The 15,771-nt window shown below is 73.0% G+C and carries 13 protein-coding genes; 2 read left to right on the forward strand and 11 right to left on the reverse strand.

Annotated features, from left to right (window positions below):
* Positions 1-33 precede the first annotated feature (33 nt).
* Both OG538_RS34265 and OG538_RS34270 read left to right on the forward strand, forming a co-directional pair.
* Complete coding sequence (locus tag OG538_RS34265; RefSeq protein WP_406099497.1) at positions 34-687, forward strand: adenosylcobinamide amidohydrolase; 654 nt, start codon at positions 34-36, stop codon at positions 685-687.
* A gap of 55 nt (positions 688-742) precedes the next feature.
* Entirely contained in the window at positions 743-1,648 is a 906-nt protein-coding gene (locus OG538_RS34270; protein ID WP_406099498.1) for an NAD(P)-dependent oxidoreductase, read from the forward strand.
* Between the two features lie 23 nt (positions 1,649-1,671).
* On the opposite strand, the gene OG538_RS34275 is transcribed toward OG538_RS34270, so the two are convergent.
* The 11 genes from OG538_RS34275 to OG538_RS34325 all read right to left on the reverse strand — a co-directional run bounded on the left by OG538_RS34275 (position 1,672) and on the right by OG538_RS34325 (position 15,677).
* Positions 1,672-2,946, reverse strand: a complete 1,275-nt coding sequence (locus OG538_RS34275; RefSeq protein WP_406099499.1) for a sulfite oxidase — start codon at positions 2,944-2,946, stop codon at positions 1,672-1,674.
* 101 nt (positions 2,947-3,047) lie between these two features.
* Positions 3,048-4,220 (reverse strand): homoserine O-acetyltransferase, encoded by a 1,173-nt coding sequence (locus OG538_RS34280; RefSeq protein ID WP_406100411.1) that lies wholly within the window; start codon positions 4,218-4,220, stop codon positions 3,048-3,050.
* Entirely contained in the window at positions 4,217-5,578 is a 1,362-nt protein-coding gene (locus OG538_RS34285; RefSeq protein ID WP_406099500.1) for a bifunctional o-acetylhomoserine/o-acetylserine sulfhydrylase, read from the reverse strand. The genes OG538_RS34280 and OG538_RS34285 overlap by 4 nt, the downstream gene beginning before the upstream one ends.
* A 132-nt stretch (positions 5,579-5,710) precedes the next feature.
* Positions 5,711-5,821, reverse strand: a complete 111-nt coding sequence (locus OG538_RS34290; RefSeq protein WP_406099501.1) for a putative leader peptide — start codon at positions 5,819-5,821, stop codon at positions 5,711-5,713.
* A 285-nt stretch (positions 5,822-6,106) separates the two neighbouring features.
* Positions 6,107-7,069 (reverse strand): RNA polymerase sigma factor SigF, encoded by a 963-nt coding sequence (locus OG538_RS34295; RefSeq protein ID WP_406099502.1) that lies wholly within the window; start codon positions 7,067-7,069, stop codon positions 6,107-6,109.
* Between the two features lie 301 nt (positions 7,070-7,370).
* Positions 7,371-7,982 (reverse strand): helix-turn-helix domain-containing protein, encoded by a 612-nt coding sequence (locus OG538_RS34300; protein ID WP_406099503.1) that lies wholly within the window; start codon positions 7,980-7,982, stop codon positions 7,371-7,373.
* A 67-nt stretch (positions 7,983-8,049) separates the two neighbouring features.
* The gene (locus OG538_RS34305) at positions 8,050-9,981 is read right to left on the reverse strand and encodes an ABC transporter ATP-binding protein (RefSeq protein WP_406099504.1); all 1,932 of its coding nucleotides are present in this window, start codon (positions 9,979-9,981) and stop codon (positions 8,050-8,052) included.
* Positions 9,981-10,793 carry an ABC transporter permease gene (locus OG538_RS34310; RefSeq protein ID WP_406099505.1) on the reverse strand — a complete coding sequence of 271 codons (813 nt, stop codon included), beginning with the start codon at positions 10,791-10,793 and terminating at the stop codon, positions 9,981-9,983. Before OG538_RS34310 ends, OG538_RS34305 begins: the two co-directional genes overlap by 1 nt.
* Positions 10,794-10,807: 14 nt before the next feature.
* The gene (locus tag OG538_RS34315; protein WP_406099506.1) at positions 10,808-11,860 is read right to left on the reverse strand and encodes an ABC transporter permease; all 1,053 of its coding nucleotides are present in this window, start codon (positions 11,858-11,860) and stop codon (positions 10,808-10,810) included.
* Positions 11,857-13,983: an alpha/beta fold hydrolase gene (locus OG538_RS34320; RefSeq protein WP_406099507.1), complete on the reverse strand. Its 2,127-nt coding sequence runs from the start codon at positions 13,981-13,983 to the stop codon at positions 11,857-11,859. Before OG538_RS34320 ends, OG538_RS34315 begins: the two co-directional genes overlap by 4 nt.
* Positions 13,984-14,024: 41 nt before the next feature.
* Positions 14,025-15,677 carry an ABC transporter substrate-binding protein gene (locus OG538_RS34325; RefSeq protein WP_406099508.1) on the reverse strand — a complete coding sequence of 551 codons (1,653 nt, stop codon included), beginning with the start codon at positions 15,675-15,677 and terminating at the stop codon, positions 14,025-14,027.
* Between the last annotated feature and the right edge of the window lie 94 nt (positions 15,678-15,771).

The following is a 15,771-nucleotide window of genomic DNA, read 5'->3' on the forward strand; positions in this document are numbered from 1 at the left end:
CGGGGGTATCCCATCCGTTCCGTACGCATCCGGTTGCCCGAACAGCGCGGTGAACTGTCGGCCCGGCACGAGGACGGCCTGGAGCTGCATCACCTCGTGTGGCGGCTGGGGCCGGGTTGGAGGGTGTGCAGCAGCGCGGTACTCGGCGGCGGCATCGGGCCGCGTGACTGGATCCTCAACGCCCAGGTGCCCGGCGGCTATCCGCGCATGGACCCCGACCGCCACCTCGTCGAGATCGCCGCCGCCGAACACCTCACCGGGCCCGGCATCGGACTGATGACGGCCGCCGACGTCACCGCGTACACCGTCGCGACCGACGAGGGCGTCACCGCGACCGCCACCTGTGGTCTCGGCGTACGCGGCTGGGCGGCTACAGCGGCCGAGGGAGGCGGGGGACCTCAGGAGCCGGGGACGGTCAACATCGTCGTCGTGCTGCCCGTTCCGCTCACCGACGCCGCACTCGTCAACGCCGTCGCCACCGCCACCGAGGCCAAGGTGCAGGCACTGCTGGACGCCGGACTCGACTGCTCCGGTACCCCCACCGACTCCGTCTGCATCGCCGCGCCCGCGTCCTCCCCGGACGCCGGGCCCGGTGAACCGTTCGCGGGGCCCCGCTCGCGCTGGGGCGCACGACTGGCCAGGGCCGTGCACGCTGCGGTCCTCGAAGGCGCCGCGCGGCGATCCTGACCAACCCAAGCGCCGCGAGAGGCCTTCTTCGCGGCCGACGAAGGGAAGAGCCCTCATGACCTCAGCAGCCCACGCCGTCCGGGAGCGCCCGGCCGTCGCCGTGCTCGGCACCGGAATCATGGGTTCCGGCATGGCCCGCAGCCTGCTCAGGGCAGGTCTCGACGTCCGTGTCTGGAACCGTACTTACGACAAGGCGGCACCGCTCGCCGCCGACGGCGCCATCGTCGCGGACACCGCGGCCGAAGCCGTACGCGGCGCCGACGTCATCCTCACCGTGCTCAACGACAGCACCGCCGTCGCCGCCGCGCTCGCTGCCGCATCCGACGGGGTCCACCGCGGCCAGGTGCTCCTGCAGAGCTCCACCGTCGGGCCCGACGCCACCGCCGAACTGGCCCAGCGCGCAGTGGACCTCGGCCTCGTCTACCTCGATGCCCCGGTCTCCGGCACCCGGCAGCCCGCGGAACAGGGCGCGCTGACCGTCTTCGTCTCCGGGCCGTCCGCCGCCCGCAAGGTGACCGGGCCGGTGCTCGACGCGATCGGGCAGCGCACCGTCTGGGTGGCGGAGGAGCCGGGAGCCGCCTCCCGGCTCAAGCTCGTGGTCAACGCCTGGGTGATCAACATGGTGGGCGGCGTCGCGGAATGCCTGAACCTCGCCGAGGGACTCGGTGTGGACCCGCAGACGTTCCTCGACGTCATGAGGGGCGGGCCGCTCGATTCCGCCTACCTGCACGGCAAGTCCACCGCCGTCCTGACCGGCGACCTCACCCCGAGCTTCGCTCTGTCCACGGCCCTCAAGGACACCCGGCTCATCCTCGAAGCCGCCGCGCACTCGGGCGTCCGGCTGGACCTGACGGAGGCGTCGGCCGCCCGCTTCGAACGCGCCGAGGCGGCCGGGCACGGCGGCGACGACATGATCGCCACCTACTACGCAGGGCGGCCCGCGGAAAAGGACAGCGACTGATCCCCGGTCCGCCCTGCGTCCCGTCAGACCACCTGCACCTCGTGCCGGACCACCGCGTCGAACAGATAGCCCTGCGTGTTGTGCACGGCGACGTCCGGCTGGGTGCGGCCCGACCGGTCCGTCGCCCGTGCCAGCAGGACGGCAGGCCCACGGACCCCGGGCACCCAGTCGGCCGACCAGCGCACCCAGCTCCCGTCCCGCGGCTCCTCGTGCAGCCGCGCGCGGCGCCACCGCGCACCCCCGTCGGTGCTGACCTCGACCGTGCGCACAGGAGCACCGCCCGACCACGAGCGCCCGGTCAGCACGTGGCGCCGATGGGCGGGGAGCGCCGCACCCGGCGCCAGCTCGAAGGCACTCTTCAGCGTCTGCCGGGCCAGCGGCGCACTGCCCTCGGCCGGGTAGCCGGGGCCGAACAGCCGGTAGAGACCGGTGTTCCACGGCGAGACCAGCGGCTGCGCGCTCACCTCGATGTCGCCGACCCATTTGATGTTCGCGATCCCGATCCAGGACGGCACGATCAGCCGTACCGGATGCCCGTGGTCGGGCGGCAGCGGTTCGCCGTTCATCTCGTAGGCGAGGAGCACGTCGTCCAGCGCCTTCGCCACCGGCAGCGGCCGGCGTACATGCCCGAGATTGATCCCGTCGCTGACCACTTCGTCGTCCAGGCCCCGCGGCAGCACGTCGACCGCGTGCCGGGTGATGCCCGCGCGGTGCAGTACATCGGCGAGCCGCACCCCGCGCCAGCGGGCCGTGCCGATCGCCCCCAGAGTCCAGGCGGTCCCGCTGACCTGCTGGCCCTGCTGTGTGGCGTAGTAGCTGCGGGCGTTGCCCGCGCACTCGACGAACGAGGTGCGGGTCACCGACGGCAGCGCGCGCAGCGAGTCGTACGTGAACTCCGCCTCCGGGCCCTTCAGCCCGTCGCCCCACACCTTCAGCCGCCAGTCGGCCGCCTCGATCCGCGGGGTGACCGTGTGGTTGCGTACGAAGAAGCGCTCGGCCGGTGTGAGCAGCCCGGTCCCGCGCAGCGCCGCGAAGTTCGTCTCCGCATTGGTGCCCCGCACCGTGAACACCTCGGGAGGCAGCGGCTTCACGATCCCCGGGGCGGCGGACGCGGTCTCGGCCGCGGCCGCCGGTCGCGCGGGAGCGGCGAGCCCGGCCAGTGGGGCGGCCACCGAGGCCGCCGCGACCAGCCGCAGCAGATCACGGCGCTCGATCCCCGCGGAGCGCGCGGCACCGCGCGACCACTGGCGCAGCCGCATCCCGTCGTAGGCGGCCTCGGACGGCGGAACGGATCTCATGGCGACTCCAGGGAGAGGAGGGGGCGGGAGCGGCGGCAGCGGGTGCGGGGGACGGGCCCGACGGCGGCGTGCCCGTCCCGGGGTCGGTAGAGCGGCAGCGGTCAGCGGCCCGGGTCCGGACGGCCCGGCAGCAACTCCTGCACGAGCGAGCCGACCTGGTCGGTCTCGGTCAGGAACCCGTCGTGGCCGTGGGGCGACTCCACGGTCCTGAGCCGGTCGGCTCCGGGCAGTAGCGCGGCGAGTTCCGCCTGCTGCGCGGGCGGGTAGAGCCGGTCCGAGTCGATCGCGGCGACGAGCGCAGGCATCCGGGCCCGGCGCAGCGCCTGCGCCACACCACCCCGCCCGCGCCCGACATCGTGCCCGTTCATCGCGCCGGTCAGCGTCACGTAGCTGCCCGCGTCGAAACGGTGCACCAACTTGGCCGCGTGGTGGTCGAGATAGGACTCCACCCGGTACCGCCCGCCGTGCCACGGATCCTCGCCCGGCTGCGAAGCGCCGCCGAAGCGCGCGGCGAGCTCCGGTTCGCTGCGATAGGTGACGTGGGCGATGCTGCGTGCCAGGCCGAGGCCCCGGTGCGGGCCTTCGCCCGGTGCCGCGTCGTGGTAGTGGCCGTCGCGCCAGCCCGGGTCGGAGCGGATCGCGGAGATCTGCAGCGATCCCCAGGCGATCTGCTCCGCCGATGCGGCAGCGGACGCGGCCAGTACCAGGAGCGCTCCGGTGCGCTCCGGCCGGCCCACCGCCCATTCGAGTGCGCGCATACCGCCCATCGACCCGCCGATCACGGCCGCCCACCGCCCGATGCCGAGCGCGTCGGCCAGCTCCGCCTCCGCGGCCACCTGGTCACGCACCGTCAGATACGGGAAGTCGCCGCCCCACCGGGCTCCTCCGGCCCTGCGGGAAGCCGGGCCGGTACTGCCCTGGCAGCCGCCGAGCACATTCGGCGCGACGACGAACCACCGGTCGGTGTCCAACGCCCTGCCGGGGCCGACCAGCGCGTCCCACCAGCCGGCCGTCGGGTGCCCGGGCTCCGCCGGACCGGCCACATGGCTGTCCCCGGTCAGGGCATGGAGCACCAGGACCGCGTTGGATCCGTCGGGAGCCATCTGCCCCCACTTCTCGTAGGCCAGTTGCACACCCGGCAGCGTGCCGCCGGACTCCAGCGGCAACGGCGCGTGCGCCCGCACCCAGGAGCGGCGGCCGGGATGATCCCCCTCCCGCCGGCCTCCGGTGGCCGGCGGGAGGGGAAGCGCGGGCGAGAGGGCCGTCCGGTTCAGGACGCGGCCTTCGCGGCGCGGAACCCGGCCTCCAGGTCGGCCTTGAGATCGTCCACGTTCTCCAGCCCGACGGAGAGGCGGACCAGCCCCACGGTGGCCCCGGTCGCGGTCAGCTGCTCCTCGGTCAGCTGGCTGTGCGTGGTCGACGCGGGATGGATGATCAGGCTCCGTACGTCACCGATGTTGGCGAGGTGACTGAAGAGCCCGACCGCGTCCACGAACCGCTTGCCCGCCTCGGCCCCGTCGCGCAGTTCGAAGGAGAGCACAGCGCCGGCGCCGCGGGGCAGATAGCGGCGCCCCGCCTCGTACCACTTGCTCGATGTGAGGCCCGCGTAGTGGACGGCCGACACCTCGTCGCGCCCCTCCAGCCACTGGGCCAGCTCCAGGGCGTTGGCGGTGTGCCGCTCCAGTCGCAGGCTCAGCGTCTCCACGCCCTGGAGCAGCAGGAAGGCGGAGTGGGGAGAGAGCGCCGGGCCGAGGTCGCGCAGCAGTTGGACCCGCAGCTTGACGGCGAAGGCGCTGGGCCCGAGATCCGGCCAGTAGCGCAGACCGTGGTAGCTCGGGTCGGGGGAGCTGAAGTCCGGGAACCGCTCGGGGTGCGCCCCGAAGTCGAACGTACCGCCGTCGACCACCACCCCGCCGATCGTGGTGCCGTGCCCGCCGAGGAACTTCGTCGCCGAGTGGATGACGACGTCCGCGCCGTGCTCGATCGGGCGCAGCAGATACGGGGTCGGGACGGTGTTGTCGACGATCAGCGGAACCCCGGCGGCGTGTGCCGCGTCGGCGACCGCCCGGATGTCGAGGACGTCCCCGCGGGGGTTGCCCAGTGTCTCCGCGAACAGCGCCTTGGTGTGGGGCCGGATCGCCGCCGTCCATGCGTCGATGTCGTCCGGGTCGTCGACGAACGACACCTCGATGCCGAACCGGGGGAGGGTGTGGCGCAGCAGGTTGTACGTACCGCCGTACAGCGAGGTGGAGGAGACGATGTGGTCGCCCGCTCCCGCCACGGTCAGCAGGGCAAGGGTCTCGGCCGCCTGCCCGGAGGCGAGCGCCACCGCGGCGACTCCGCCCTCCAGAGCGGCGATCCGCTGCTCCAGGACGTCCTGGGTGGGGTTGTGGATCCGGGTGTAGATGTTGCCGGGCTCGGCGAGCGAGAACAGGTCCGCGGCGTGCTGGGTGTCGCGGAAGACGAACGACGTCGTCTGGTAGATGGGCACCGCCCGGGCGCCCGTCGCCGGATCGGGGGCGGCTCCGGAGTGGATCTGCATGGTCTCGAAGGACCAGGCGGCACCGGGTTCCTGACGATCGACGTGCTCGGGGGTGTGGCCTGCGGTGACGGAGTCGACGGGCTGGCTCATGGTGGTTCCTCTGAGGTTCTCGGTGCGGAGCGGGGCCGGGCGGCGACCGGGCGGCCCGGGATCCGGGGCCGGATCCCGTACGGGCCTCAAGGCCGGGGCGCGGAATCGTCACAGCGTCGGAGCCGGGCAGTGTCAGCCGGTCGACGGCGCGGTGGCGGAGCGAAGACCGCGGCGACACGCGGCGGACGCGAGGCGTCCCAGATCGACGTGGCGCCGCGAGAAGAGAACCGGAATCGCGGGCATGCGGCAGAGCGTGCCAGCGGCCCTGGAGGGCGTCAACAAGGTCACCGTGCCGCCGACGGGCCTGTCGGGGACACGGGAGGGCCGGGCAGGCCGCCCTGCGCGGCCCCGCTCTCCTGCCCGTTGACCTGCACGTACGTCCCGCTTGCGGGGGAGCGTGCCGTGCCGCGGGGCGGGAGCCCGGCAGGGCTCCGGCCCGGCGCCGATTTCATCGGGCCGCAATGTACGGGCACCGGGAAACGACGAAGGGGCTCCCGGCCTCCGTGGCCGGGAGCCCCCTCGCTCCGCTCACTCCTCGACGAACATCCCGTCACGGAGCCTGCGCAGAATCCGGCTGATCAGCCGGGAGACGTGCATTTGCGAGATGCCGAGCTCCGCGCCGATCTGCGACTGCGTCATCTCCTGGCCGAACCGCATGTCGATGATGCGACGCTCACGCTCGTCGAGATCGCCCAGCAGCGGCGCCAGGGCGTGCAGGTTCTCGACCGTCTCCATGGCCGGATCCGGGCTGCCCAGCACATCGGCGAAGGTCCGGCCCGAGGTACCGTGCTGCCCCGAGTCGGTCGTGGCGGCGGGCATGTCCAGCGAGCCCGCGGTGTATCCGTTGGCCGCGACGATGCCTTCGGTGACCTCCTCCTCGCTCAGACCGAGATGCTCGGCGAGCTCGGCGACGGTGGGGTCCCGGTCCAGATCGCCGGCCAGGGACTCCTTGGTCTTGGCGATGTCGACCCGCAACTCCTGGAGGCGGCGAGGGACATGGACCGCCCAGCTGGTGTCACGGAAGAACCGCTTGATCTCCCCGGTGATGTACGGGACCGCGAAGGAGGTGAACTCGACCTCGCGGGACAGGTCGAACCGGTCGATGGCCTTGATCAGCCCGATAGTGCCGACCTGGACGATGTCCTCCATGTCGCCGCTGCCCCGGTTCCGGAACCGGCCGGCTGCGAACCGGACGAGGGAGAGGTTCATCTCGATGAGGGTGTTACGCGCGTACTGATGGGCGGCTGTCCCCTCCTCCAGGTCCTGGAGCCGGTCGAAGAACAGCCGGGACAGCTCCCGCGCGTCGGTGGGCGCGACCTTGCCCGCATCCTCGATCCACGGCAGCTCACCGAGGTCACCGGGGGCAGGCCCGGTGCCCGTGAATGCGCCCTGCCCGATGACAGCCGTCGGGGCTCCTCCGTTGTCGGCCGGCACCGACCGTGCACTCTCCGCTCGCTCCGCACCGGCAGTCCGCGCAGTGTGCGCCGTCATCTCGTCACGCTCCCTGGTGGTAGGCCATGAGGTGTAGACGCCTGCCCCGTCAAAACGCTCTCATGCACACAAACGGAAGTTGGCCGGTTGCCGTGGCGTCAACGGCGGGGACGCGCAGCCATCCCTCCGACGCGGCGGAGCCCGAACGGGCCGGGGCGCGGAACCGCCCCACCGGTACGGGGGAGCCCGGTGGGGCGGTCGTCACCAGAGTGCCACAGCCGCAGCCGCCGCCGGGGCATGCCGACGTATATCCGGCGGTAGTTGAGTCGAAATCGACGGTGGCCGGGCCTGTCACACGTGCTCAGTCGCGCGGGTAGCCGACGACCGTGTGGGTGACCGCGGGCGAGTCCTCGGTGGTGTAGTAGTGACTGCACTGGGCCGAGAAGCGGGCTGTGTCACCCGCCTCCAGCAGGTACGGAACGTCGTTCACCACCAGCGTCACCTGACCGGACATCACGAGCACGTACTCCACGGAGTCCGTGCCGTGCGAGCTGACCTGGCTCTGCGCGTGCGGGTGGAGCCTGGTCCGGTAGATCTCCACGCGGCCCTGTTCGTGGCCGGAGTACAACAGGCTGACCGACGTCTCGTCCTCGGGTTCCTCCAGCGAGGAGGCGCGGATGATCTCCGGCTCCAGCAGCGGCTGGCGCAGCAGATCCGTGCAGTTGGTGCCCAGCACGTCGGCGATCCGCACCAGCACGTCGACGGTCGGATTGGCTTCGGCCCGCTCTATCTGGGACAGCAGCCCCTTGCTGACGCCGGTCGCCGCCGACAGCTCGCGCAGGCTCCAACCGCGCGCAAGACGACGGCGGTTGAGGTTACCGGCCAGGGAGGCCCGGACACCGGAGGCGGACTGCCCGGCCTCGGGCGCACGCGCGGCCGGGGGCGGTTCGCCGGCGGTGGTCGGTTCGGACACCGTTCGTCCTCGCTCTCGTGGTACGCGCAGGTCAGCGGCACACTCTACCCGCGTGGGCGCGGACCCGTCAGGTGTGGCGGCCTACGTCCGCGGCCGAGGGCAGGGCATCGATCATGCGGCGGGTCCAGGGGTGTTGAGGCGCGTCCAGGACCTCGGTGGCGAGGCCCTGTTCGACGATCCGCCCCCGGTGCATCACCGCCACCAGGTCGGCGATCTGCCGCACCACTCCCAGGTCGTGGGTGATGAACAGCACCGCGAAGCCCTCCTCGCGCTGGAGCGTGACAAGCAGGTTGAGGAGCTGGGCCTGGACCGACACGTCGAGCGCCGCCACCGCTTCGTCGCAGATCAGCAGCCTGGGCCGGGCTGCCAGGGCGCGCGCCAGGGCCACCCGTTGACGCTCGCCGCCGGAGAGCGCGGCCGGACGGCGCGAGGCGTACGACCCGGGCAGACCCACCTGGGCGAGAAGGGACTCCACCCCGGCTGCGTCGCCCCGCCCGCGCCCGCCGGAAGCGGCGGAGAGGGCCTCGCGGAGCGTCGCGCCCACGGTGCGCAGCGGGTTGAGCGAGGAGTACGGGTCCTGGAACACGATCTGTACCTGTTCCGCCAGGCGTCGCCGGTCCCCGGTCGTGGGGCGGCGCCCGGCGGGCAGGTCGATCCCGCCCACGGACACCGCACCGCCGGCGAACGTCTCCAGGCCGACCGCGATCCTGGCGAGTGTCGTCTTGCCCGAACCGGATTCGCCGACCAGTGCGACGACCGTGTTCCGCGGCACCGTCAGGCTCACGTCGAGCAGTGCGGCGTGGTCCCCGGCCGACGATCGGAACGTGCGGCCGACGGACGTGGCCACCAGCGCCGCATCCCGGGCAGGTTCCACTCCGGACCCCTGACCGGGCGCCGTCGCCGGCTCCGCGACCGTGCGCAGCGACGCCGCGACGAGCGCGCCCCCGATCTCCGCGATCCGCACACAGGCCGACAGCCGGTCCGTAACGTCTGACCGATCCCCTGCTTTCACGGGCGGCAGCAGCTCGACCGGCTCGCTGCGGCACACCGGGGCCGCGTGGGCGCAGCGGTCGGCGAACGGGCAGCCCGGCCCCCGGGAACCCGGGGCGGGAACGGAGCCGGGAATGGCCGGAAGCTCCGCGAACCGCCGGCGCACGGACGGCTCGGAGGCCAGCAGACCCGCGGTGTACGGATGCAGCGGGCCGGACTCCAACTCCTGCGAGCGGCCGTGCTCCAGCACCTGGCCCGCGTACAGGACGTACACCCGGTCGCAGGCGGAGAACGCCACCCGCAGATCGTGTGTGATGAGGACCAGACCCATGTCACGGCTCCGCTGCAGGCCGCGCAGCAGGTCCAGCACGGCGCGCCGGCTGGCGGCGTCCAAGGCCGTGGTCGGTTCGTCCGCGATCAGCAGTTCGGGATCACCGGCGAGCGCCGCGGCAGCCGCCACGCGCTGCCGCATCCCTCCCGACAGCTCGTGCGGATAGCGGTCGGCGACGTCGGGGCCGAGGCCGACCTCGGCGAGCCGCCGCTCCACCTCCGCGCGCCGGACGGCCTTCGTCCCGCGCCGGATGCGCCCGCCGTCCAGGTCGCGCAGGCCGTCGGCTATCTGGCGTCCGCAGGTGAGCTGAGGGTGCAGCATGGTGAAGGGGTCCTGCATCAGCAGCGTGACACGCCGGCCGCGCAGCGCGTGGCGTTCGCGCGGCGGGAGATCGAGGACCTCCTGGCCATGGATGCGTACGGAACCTCCCGTCACCCCGGTCCCGGGCGGCAGCAGTCCCGCCACGGCCCGCATGGCGAGGGACTTGCCGCTGCCGGACTCGCCGACGATGCCGATGCACTCGCCGCCGCCCACCTCCAGCGAGATGCCGTCCAGGATCGGGACCGGGCCGCCCGGCGCGGCCGTCGCCGCCACCCGCAGACCCTCGACGGCCAGCAGCGGCCCGGTGGCCGGTGTGGCGGGGGCGGTGCGGCTGTCCGTCGCCGGATGCGCTGCCATCAGGACCTCCCACGGTCGGAGAACGCCTCGAACAGCCGGTCGCCGAGGAGGTTGAGCGCCACGGCCGCCGCGATGATGAGTACGGCCGGCGCGAGGGCCGCGGACGGGTTGTCGTACAGCAGGGTGCGGTTCTCGGAGAGCATCCGGCCCCAGTCCGGGGCGCCCGGCGGCACACCGAGGCCGAGGAAGGACAGGGAGCTCAGCGCGACGATCGCCCCGGCGAAGTTCAGCAGGGTGTTGGCGACCACGACGGGCAGCACATTGGGCCAGATGTGCCGCGTCATCACCGTGAAGCGGGAGAGACCGAGGGTCTCCGCCGCCTCGACGTAGGCGCGGTGCCGCTGCTCCAGGACGGCGGACCGCACCAGCCGGATGTCGGCGGGCGACGTCAGCACGACGAGTACGCCGACGGCCAGCGCGTAGCCGCCACCGCCGATGCCGGCGACGACGATCGTCACCAGGAGGGCGGGCAGCGCCAGCAGCAGATCGGCCCAGCGCCGCACGACGGCGTCGATCCAGCCGCCCCGGTAGCCGGCGAGGAGGCCCAGGACGTTGCCGATGAGCATCGACCCGAGCGCGACCATCGCCGCACCGGCCAGGGTGCTCCGTGCGCCGGCGACCACCATCCGGGCGATGTCGCGGCCGAGTTCGTCGGTGCCGAGCAGATGCCCACCGCCCGGCATGGCGGCGCCGGTCGCGAGATCCTGCGCGTCCCAGCCCGGCAGGATCACCCGGCCGACGGCCGCGGCCAGCGCGAACAGCACCAGGATCACCGTGCAGCACACGGTGAGCGGGGAGAACCTTCTGGGCATACGGGTACGGGACTTCATCCGTTCTCCACCTCACGGGCGCCGGACGGCAGCGCCTCGGCCGACGCCTTGGCCGTGGGCCGGGCGGCGGGCGCGGTCCGCAGCTGCGGATCCAGCAGCGGCTGGACGAGATCGGTGACGAGGCCGGCCAGACAGACGAGCGCGGCGATGAGCAGTGCCTCCGCCTGGACGACCGGCACGTCCCGGAAGGTGACCGAGTCGACGAGCAGGGAACCGAGCCCCGGCAGCGCGAAGACCTGCTCCACCATGACCGTTCCCGCCAGCAGGTAGGCGAGGACCAGACCGATGCCCGTGAGGACGGGGACGACGGCGCCGCGCAGCACGTACCGCAGCAGGATGTCCCGCTCCCGCACTCCCCGGGCGCGGGCGAACGTGACGTGTTCCCGGCCGAGCTCCCGGATCACCGCCGCACGGGTCAGTTTCAGCAGGACGGCGGTGACGGCGAGTCCGAGCGCCAGGGCCGGCAGCACCAGATGCATCAGCCGGTCCGTGCCCGGGCCTTCGCCGGGTCCGTACGCGGGGAACCAGCCGAGCATCAGCGAGAACACGTAGACGAGCAGCAGCCCGCCCGCGAACGCCGGGGTCGACAGCGCCACCACCCCGAGGCTCTGCACGGCCCGGTCGGTGACGCGCCGGTTGCGCAGGCCTGCCAGCACGCCCAGCGGAACCCCGAGGAGCAGCGCCACGGCGAAGCCCAGACCGACCAACTGCCCGGTGAGCACCAGCCGGTCACCCAGCGCGGCGGCGACGCTCTCGCCGGTGCGGATCGACGTACCGAGATCGAGGTGGACGGCGTCGCTCAACCAGTACCAGTACTGGACGGCCATCGGGCTGTCGAGGTGATAGCGCGTGCGGACGGCGGCCAGTGCCTCGGGGGTGGCGCTGCGCGGGCCCAGCAGCGTCTGCGCCGGGTCGCCGGGAGCGGCCTGGAGCAGCGCGAACACGGCGACGGACAGGACGACGAGGAGGCCCAGCGTGCCGACGAGCCGGCGCACCACGAGCCCGGCGGGGAGCGCGGCACTCAGCCGCGACCGGGTGGTGGCCGTCATCCCCGGCCTCCCGCAGGGCCGGCGGAGGCCGGGAGGGGGGTGGCAGGGCCGGACGGTGTAGAGGGGGTGCCGTCGTCCGGCCCTGCCGGGGGAGCCGTGCCGGGGATCGGCTCGGGGGAAGCGTCCCCCGGCACGGCGGTCTGTGGGGCTGCCGCGGGGCGCGGCGCCAGGTGAGTGGCGAGCCACTGCTCGACCCGGGCAGCGGCATCGAGGAGATGGCCGCCGTCGGTGAACTCGTGCCCCTCGTCCGGGTACACGTACAGCTCGACGGGCGCTCGGCCGGCCCGCAGCAGTGACCGGTACAGCTCGTGTGCCTGGCCGACCGGGGTGACCCGGTCCGCGGAGCCGTGCACGATGAGCGTCGGGGTGGCGCTGCCGCCGCGGGCGAAGACCGGCGAGCGCCGGATCAGCTCCAGCGGGGCGTCCGGGCCGCCGATCCCGTACGTGCGGTCGTATCCCCCGCCGATGTTGCTGGTGTGAGTGAAGCTCAGCCAGTCGGTCGGCGCCGAGACGACGACCGCGGCCCGGAACACGTCGGTGCGCGCCGCGGCCTGGGCCGCGAGGAAGCCGCCGTAGCTGTGGCCGAGGACGGCGGTGCGGTCCGGGTCGGCAAGCCCGGCGCCGACCAGGTGGCGCACGCCGGACAGCACGTCGTCCAGATCGGCGCCGCCGACGTCGCCGACCACGGCACGGGCGTGTTCGAGGCCCCGGCCGTTGCTGCCCCGCGGGTTGGGGAGCAGCACCAGGTATCCGGCGGCGGCCAGCGCGGGCGCCAGTCCCAGGACGTCGCTCGGTGCGTATCCGGTGGACCAGAGCCAGGCCGGGCCGCCGTGCACGAGGACGGCGAGGGGGCGTGGCCCGGTGTGCGCACCGCTGGTGAGGACGAGCCCTTGCACGGTGCGGCCGTCGGGCGCGGACCAGAGGGTCTGCTCGGTGCGGACACCGGCGAGCTCGGGGTCCGCGGGTTCGTTGAGGGCGGTGACAGGGGTCCAGTTCCAGGCGTCGGGACCTCCGGTGCGGGCGACCACGGCCTCGGGGGGCCGGCCCGGTGCGTCGAGCACGGTCACGGCCAGCCGCCCGTCGCCGCTGAGCGACAGTCCGGGCTGATAGCCGGCCCCGCCGAGGGTGACCGGGCCCGACCAGCGGGTGCCGGCGTCGTGTCCGGTGTGTCCCAGGCGGGAGCCTGTACCGTCCCAGCCCGCGAACCAGAGGGCGCCGGGTACGTCGTCGTCGAAACGCAGCCAGGTCGCGTCCTCGATGCCGGGTACCACCGAGGTTTCCCCGGTCGCCAGACCGACCACGACCGGGCGCCCGGCGACGATGGAGATGCCTTCGCAGACCGCCGCGGACCGCCCGTCGGCGGCGAGCGCGGGGGCGCCGAGCTGCCCCTGGGGCGTGTACACGGTCCTGGCGGTACGGGCATCGAGGTCCAGGGATGCGAACCGGGCGCCGTAGTACCCGGAGGGCAGCGTGTCCTCGCAGACCGTCGCGACGGCGGTCGTCCCGCCTCGCCAGGCGACGTTCCACACCGTGAGCCCCGACGGCCCGGCCTCCCGCACCGAGCCGTCGGCGAGGTCGACGAGATGCAGCGAGCGGCGACCGGCACCGCGGGCGAAGCGCTCAGGTGCCGGTACGGCTCCGAGTCGCACCGGAAGACCGAGATGCATGCCGTCCTGCTCGGCGCCGTCCGCCGCACAGAGCAGCAGCGCCTGACTCCCGTCGTCGGAGACCAGCAGCTCCTCCACGGCGCCGGGTGCCCGGACCACGGTGCGTACGGTCCCGGAGCGTGTGTCCAGGGCGGCGAGGCGCACCTCCGTCCCGGACGCGCCCTCGCTCTCGGCTATGTGCAGCAGGGTCAGGGAGTCCGGCAGCCAGCGCGGGCTGTGCCGGTCCGTCGATGCTGCCGGCCCCGTTGGTGCGTGGAGGGCGGGGGCCGGTGCGTCCGGGCTCTGGACGATCGTCGCGGCGGGGACCGGCGCGAGGACGAGTTCGGCCCGCTCGGGGCCGGCCGCCGCCACGGCGACCGCGCGGCCGTCCGGGCTGATCCGGGCCTCTACCGGGTGGACCAGGCGCAGCATCGCCTCGCGCACGCGCCGCACGACGGTCGCGGCGTCACGGGTCATGGGTGTCCGTTCCTTGGAGGTGAGGGCGAAGGGGTGGGAGATCAGGCGGACTTGCGGATCCGGGTAGCCCACGGACCGATGAACGCGAACGGCCCCTGGTCCAGCAGCACGAACTCCTGGGAGAACGCCGACGCGGTCTGTGCCCACCACAGCGGGAGGTACGGCAGATCCTCGCCGGCTGTCTGCACGGCCTTCATCAGCTCCTGGGCGCGGACGTCCTTGTCCGTGGCGGACTTCGCCGTGTCCAGCGAGGTGTTGACGGTGTCGTTGTCGTAGTGCGCGATGTCCGTCGTCGTGGCCGCCGCGTTGAGGTACGGGTCGGCCAGTTCGGCCGGGTCGCCGGTGACGGGGAAGTACCACAGGAACTGCAGGGGCTGCTTTCCGGAGCCGAGCTCCGCCACCCACTGCTCCAGGGTGATCTCCTTGACGTCCAGCGTGATGCCGATCTTCTTGAGCGAAGCGGCGAGCGCGAGCGCCGCCTTGCCCAGCTGGGGACCGCTGTTGGGGTAGTGCAGTTCGGCCGAGAAGCCGCCCTTCGCCGACGACTTGTCAAGCTCTGCCCGCGCGGCGTCCAGGTCGAAGGACAGGGCGGGGATCGCGTCGTAGCCCGAGCGGACCTTGTCCGCCGGCATCAGGTCGCCCCACATCTCGCGGGAGGGGAGCGCCCGGGCGACCTCGGCCCGGCCGTGCAGAATGCCCTGCACCATGCCTTCACGGTCGGTGGCGTGGGCGATGGCACGGCGCACGTGGAGGTCGTCGAACGGTGCTTGGGCGGTGTCGAACGCCAGCGACACCACGGAACGGTCGCCGGTGTACGTGACGCGCGCGCTCGACTCCCAGCCGCGCGCCTCGTCCGACGCCAGGCCCAGGGCGCCGTCCACCGCACCGGACTTCATCGCGACCAGCCGCGTACCCGCGTCGGGCACGAAGGCGAGCTTCAGCTTCCGCACCGCGGGCTTCTCGCCCCACCATGCGTCGTTGCGCTCCAGCAGGACGTTGTCGTCGGCCGCGAACTCGGTGATCCGGTACGGGCCGGTGCCGAGCAGCAGCGTCTTCGCCGTCCCGATCCGGCCCTTGTTGCGGGCGAGGAAGGCGCGGCTGCTGACGAGGAGCCCGCCGGCGGTCGTCGTCCAGGCGAACATGGCGTCCGGGGCCTTCAGCCGGATGGTGACCTCGTGGTCGCCGGTGGACTTCACGGACTCGACACCTGCGTACGCGTATCCGAGGGCGGAGCCGTTCTTCGGGTCCCGTATCGCCTCGATGGACGCCACCACGTCGTCCGCGGTGAACGAGGCGCCGTCGGTGAACGTGACGCCGCGCCGCAGTGTGTACACGTACGTCCTGGCGTCGGGCTGCTTCCAGGACGACGCGAGCCCCGGGCCCAGCTTTCCGGACGGGTCGACCGAGAGCAGGGATTCCTGGGCCAGCACCGCGACCAGGTAGTTGAGGACGCCGGACTCACGACCCACATCGAGGCTGGAGAGGGAGGAGGGCAGAGCGAGGGTGAGCGTATCGATCGGCACGTTCGCGCCCTGTGCACCGGTGCCCGAGCCCGACGTGCCGTCACCGGAGCCCTTCGCCGTCGGAGGCGCACACGCGGCGAGAACACCGGACGCGGCGAGGACACCCATGCCTGCGCCGGCGAGGCTCAGCAGTCGGCGTCGGCTGAGGTTGCCACCGGGTTCCGAGCTCATAGGGAACCATCCATTTCGATTTGTCCACTGTCGCTGCCCAACTGGGCGTGGACAGTATCCGATCACTTGGGGTGCGTCAAAGGGGGCTCATGTC

The sequence above is a fragment of the Streptomyces sp. NBC_01013 genome (assembly GCF_045162765.1).
Taxonomy (GTDB): domain Bacteria; phylum Actinomycetota; class Actinomycetes; order Streptomycetales; family Streptomycetaceae; genus Streptomyces.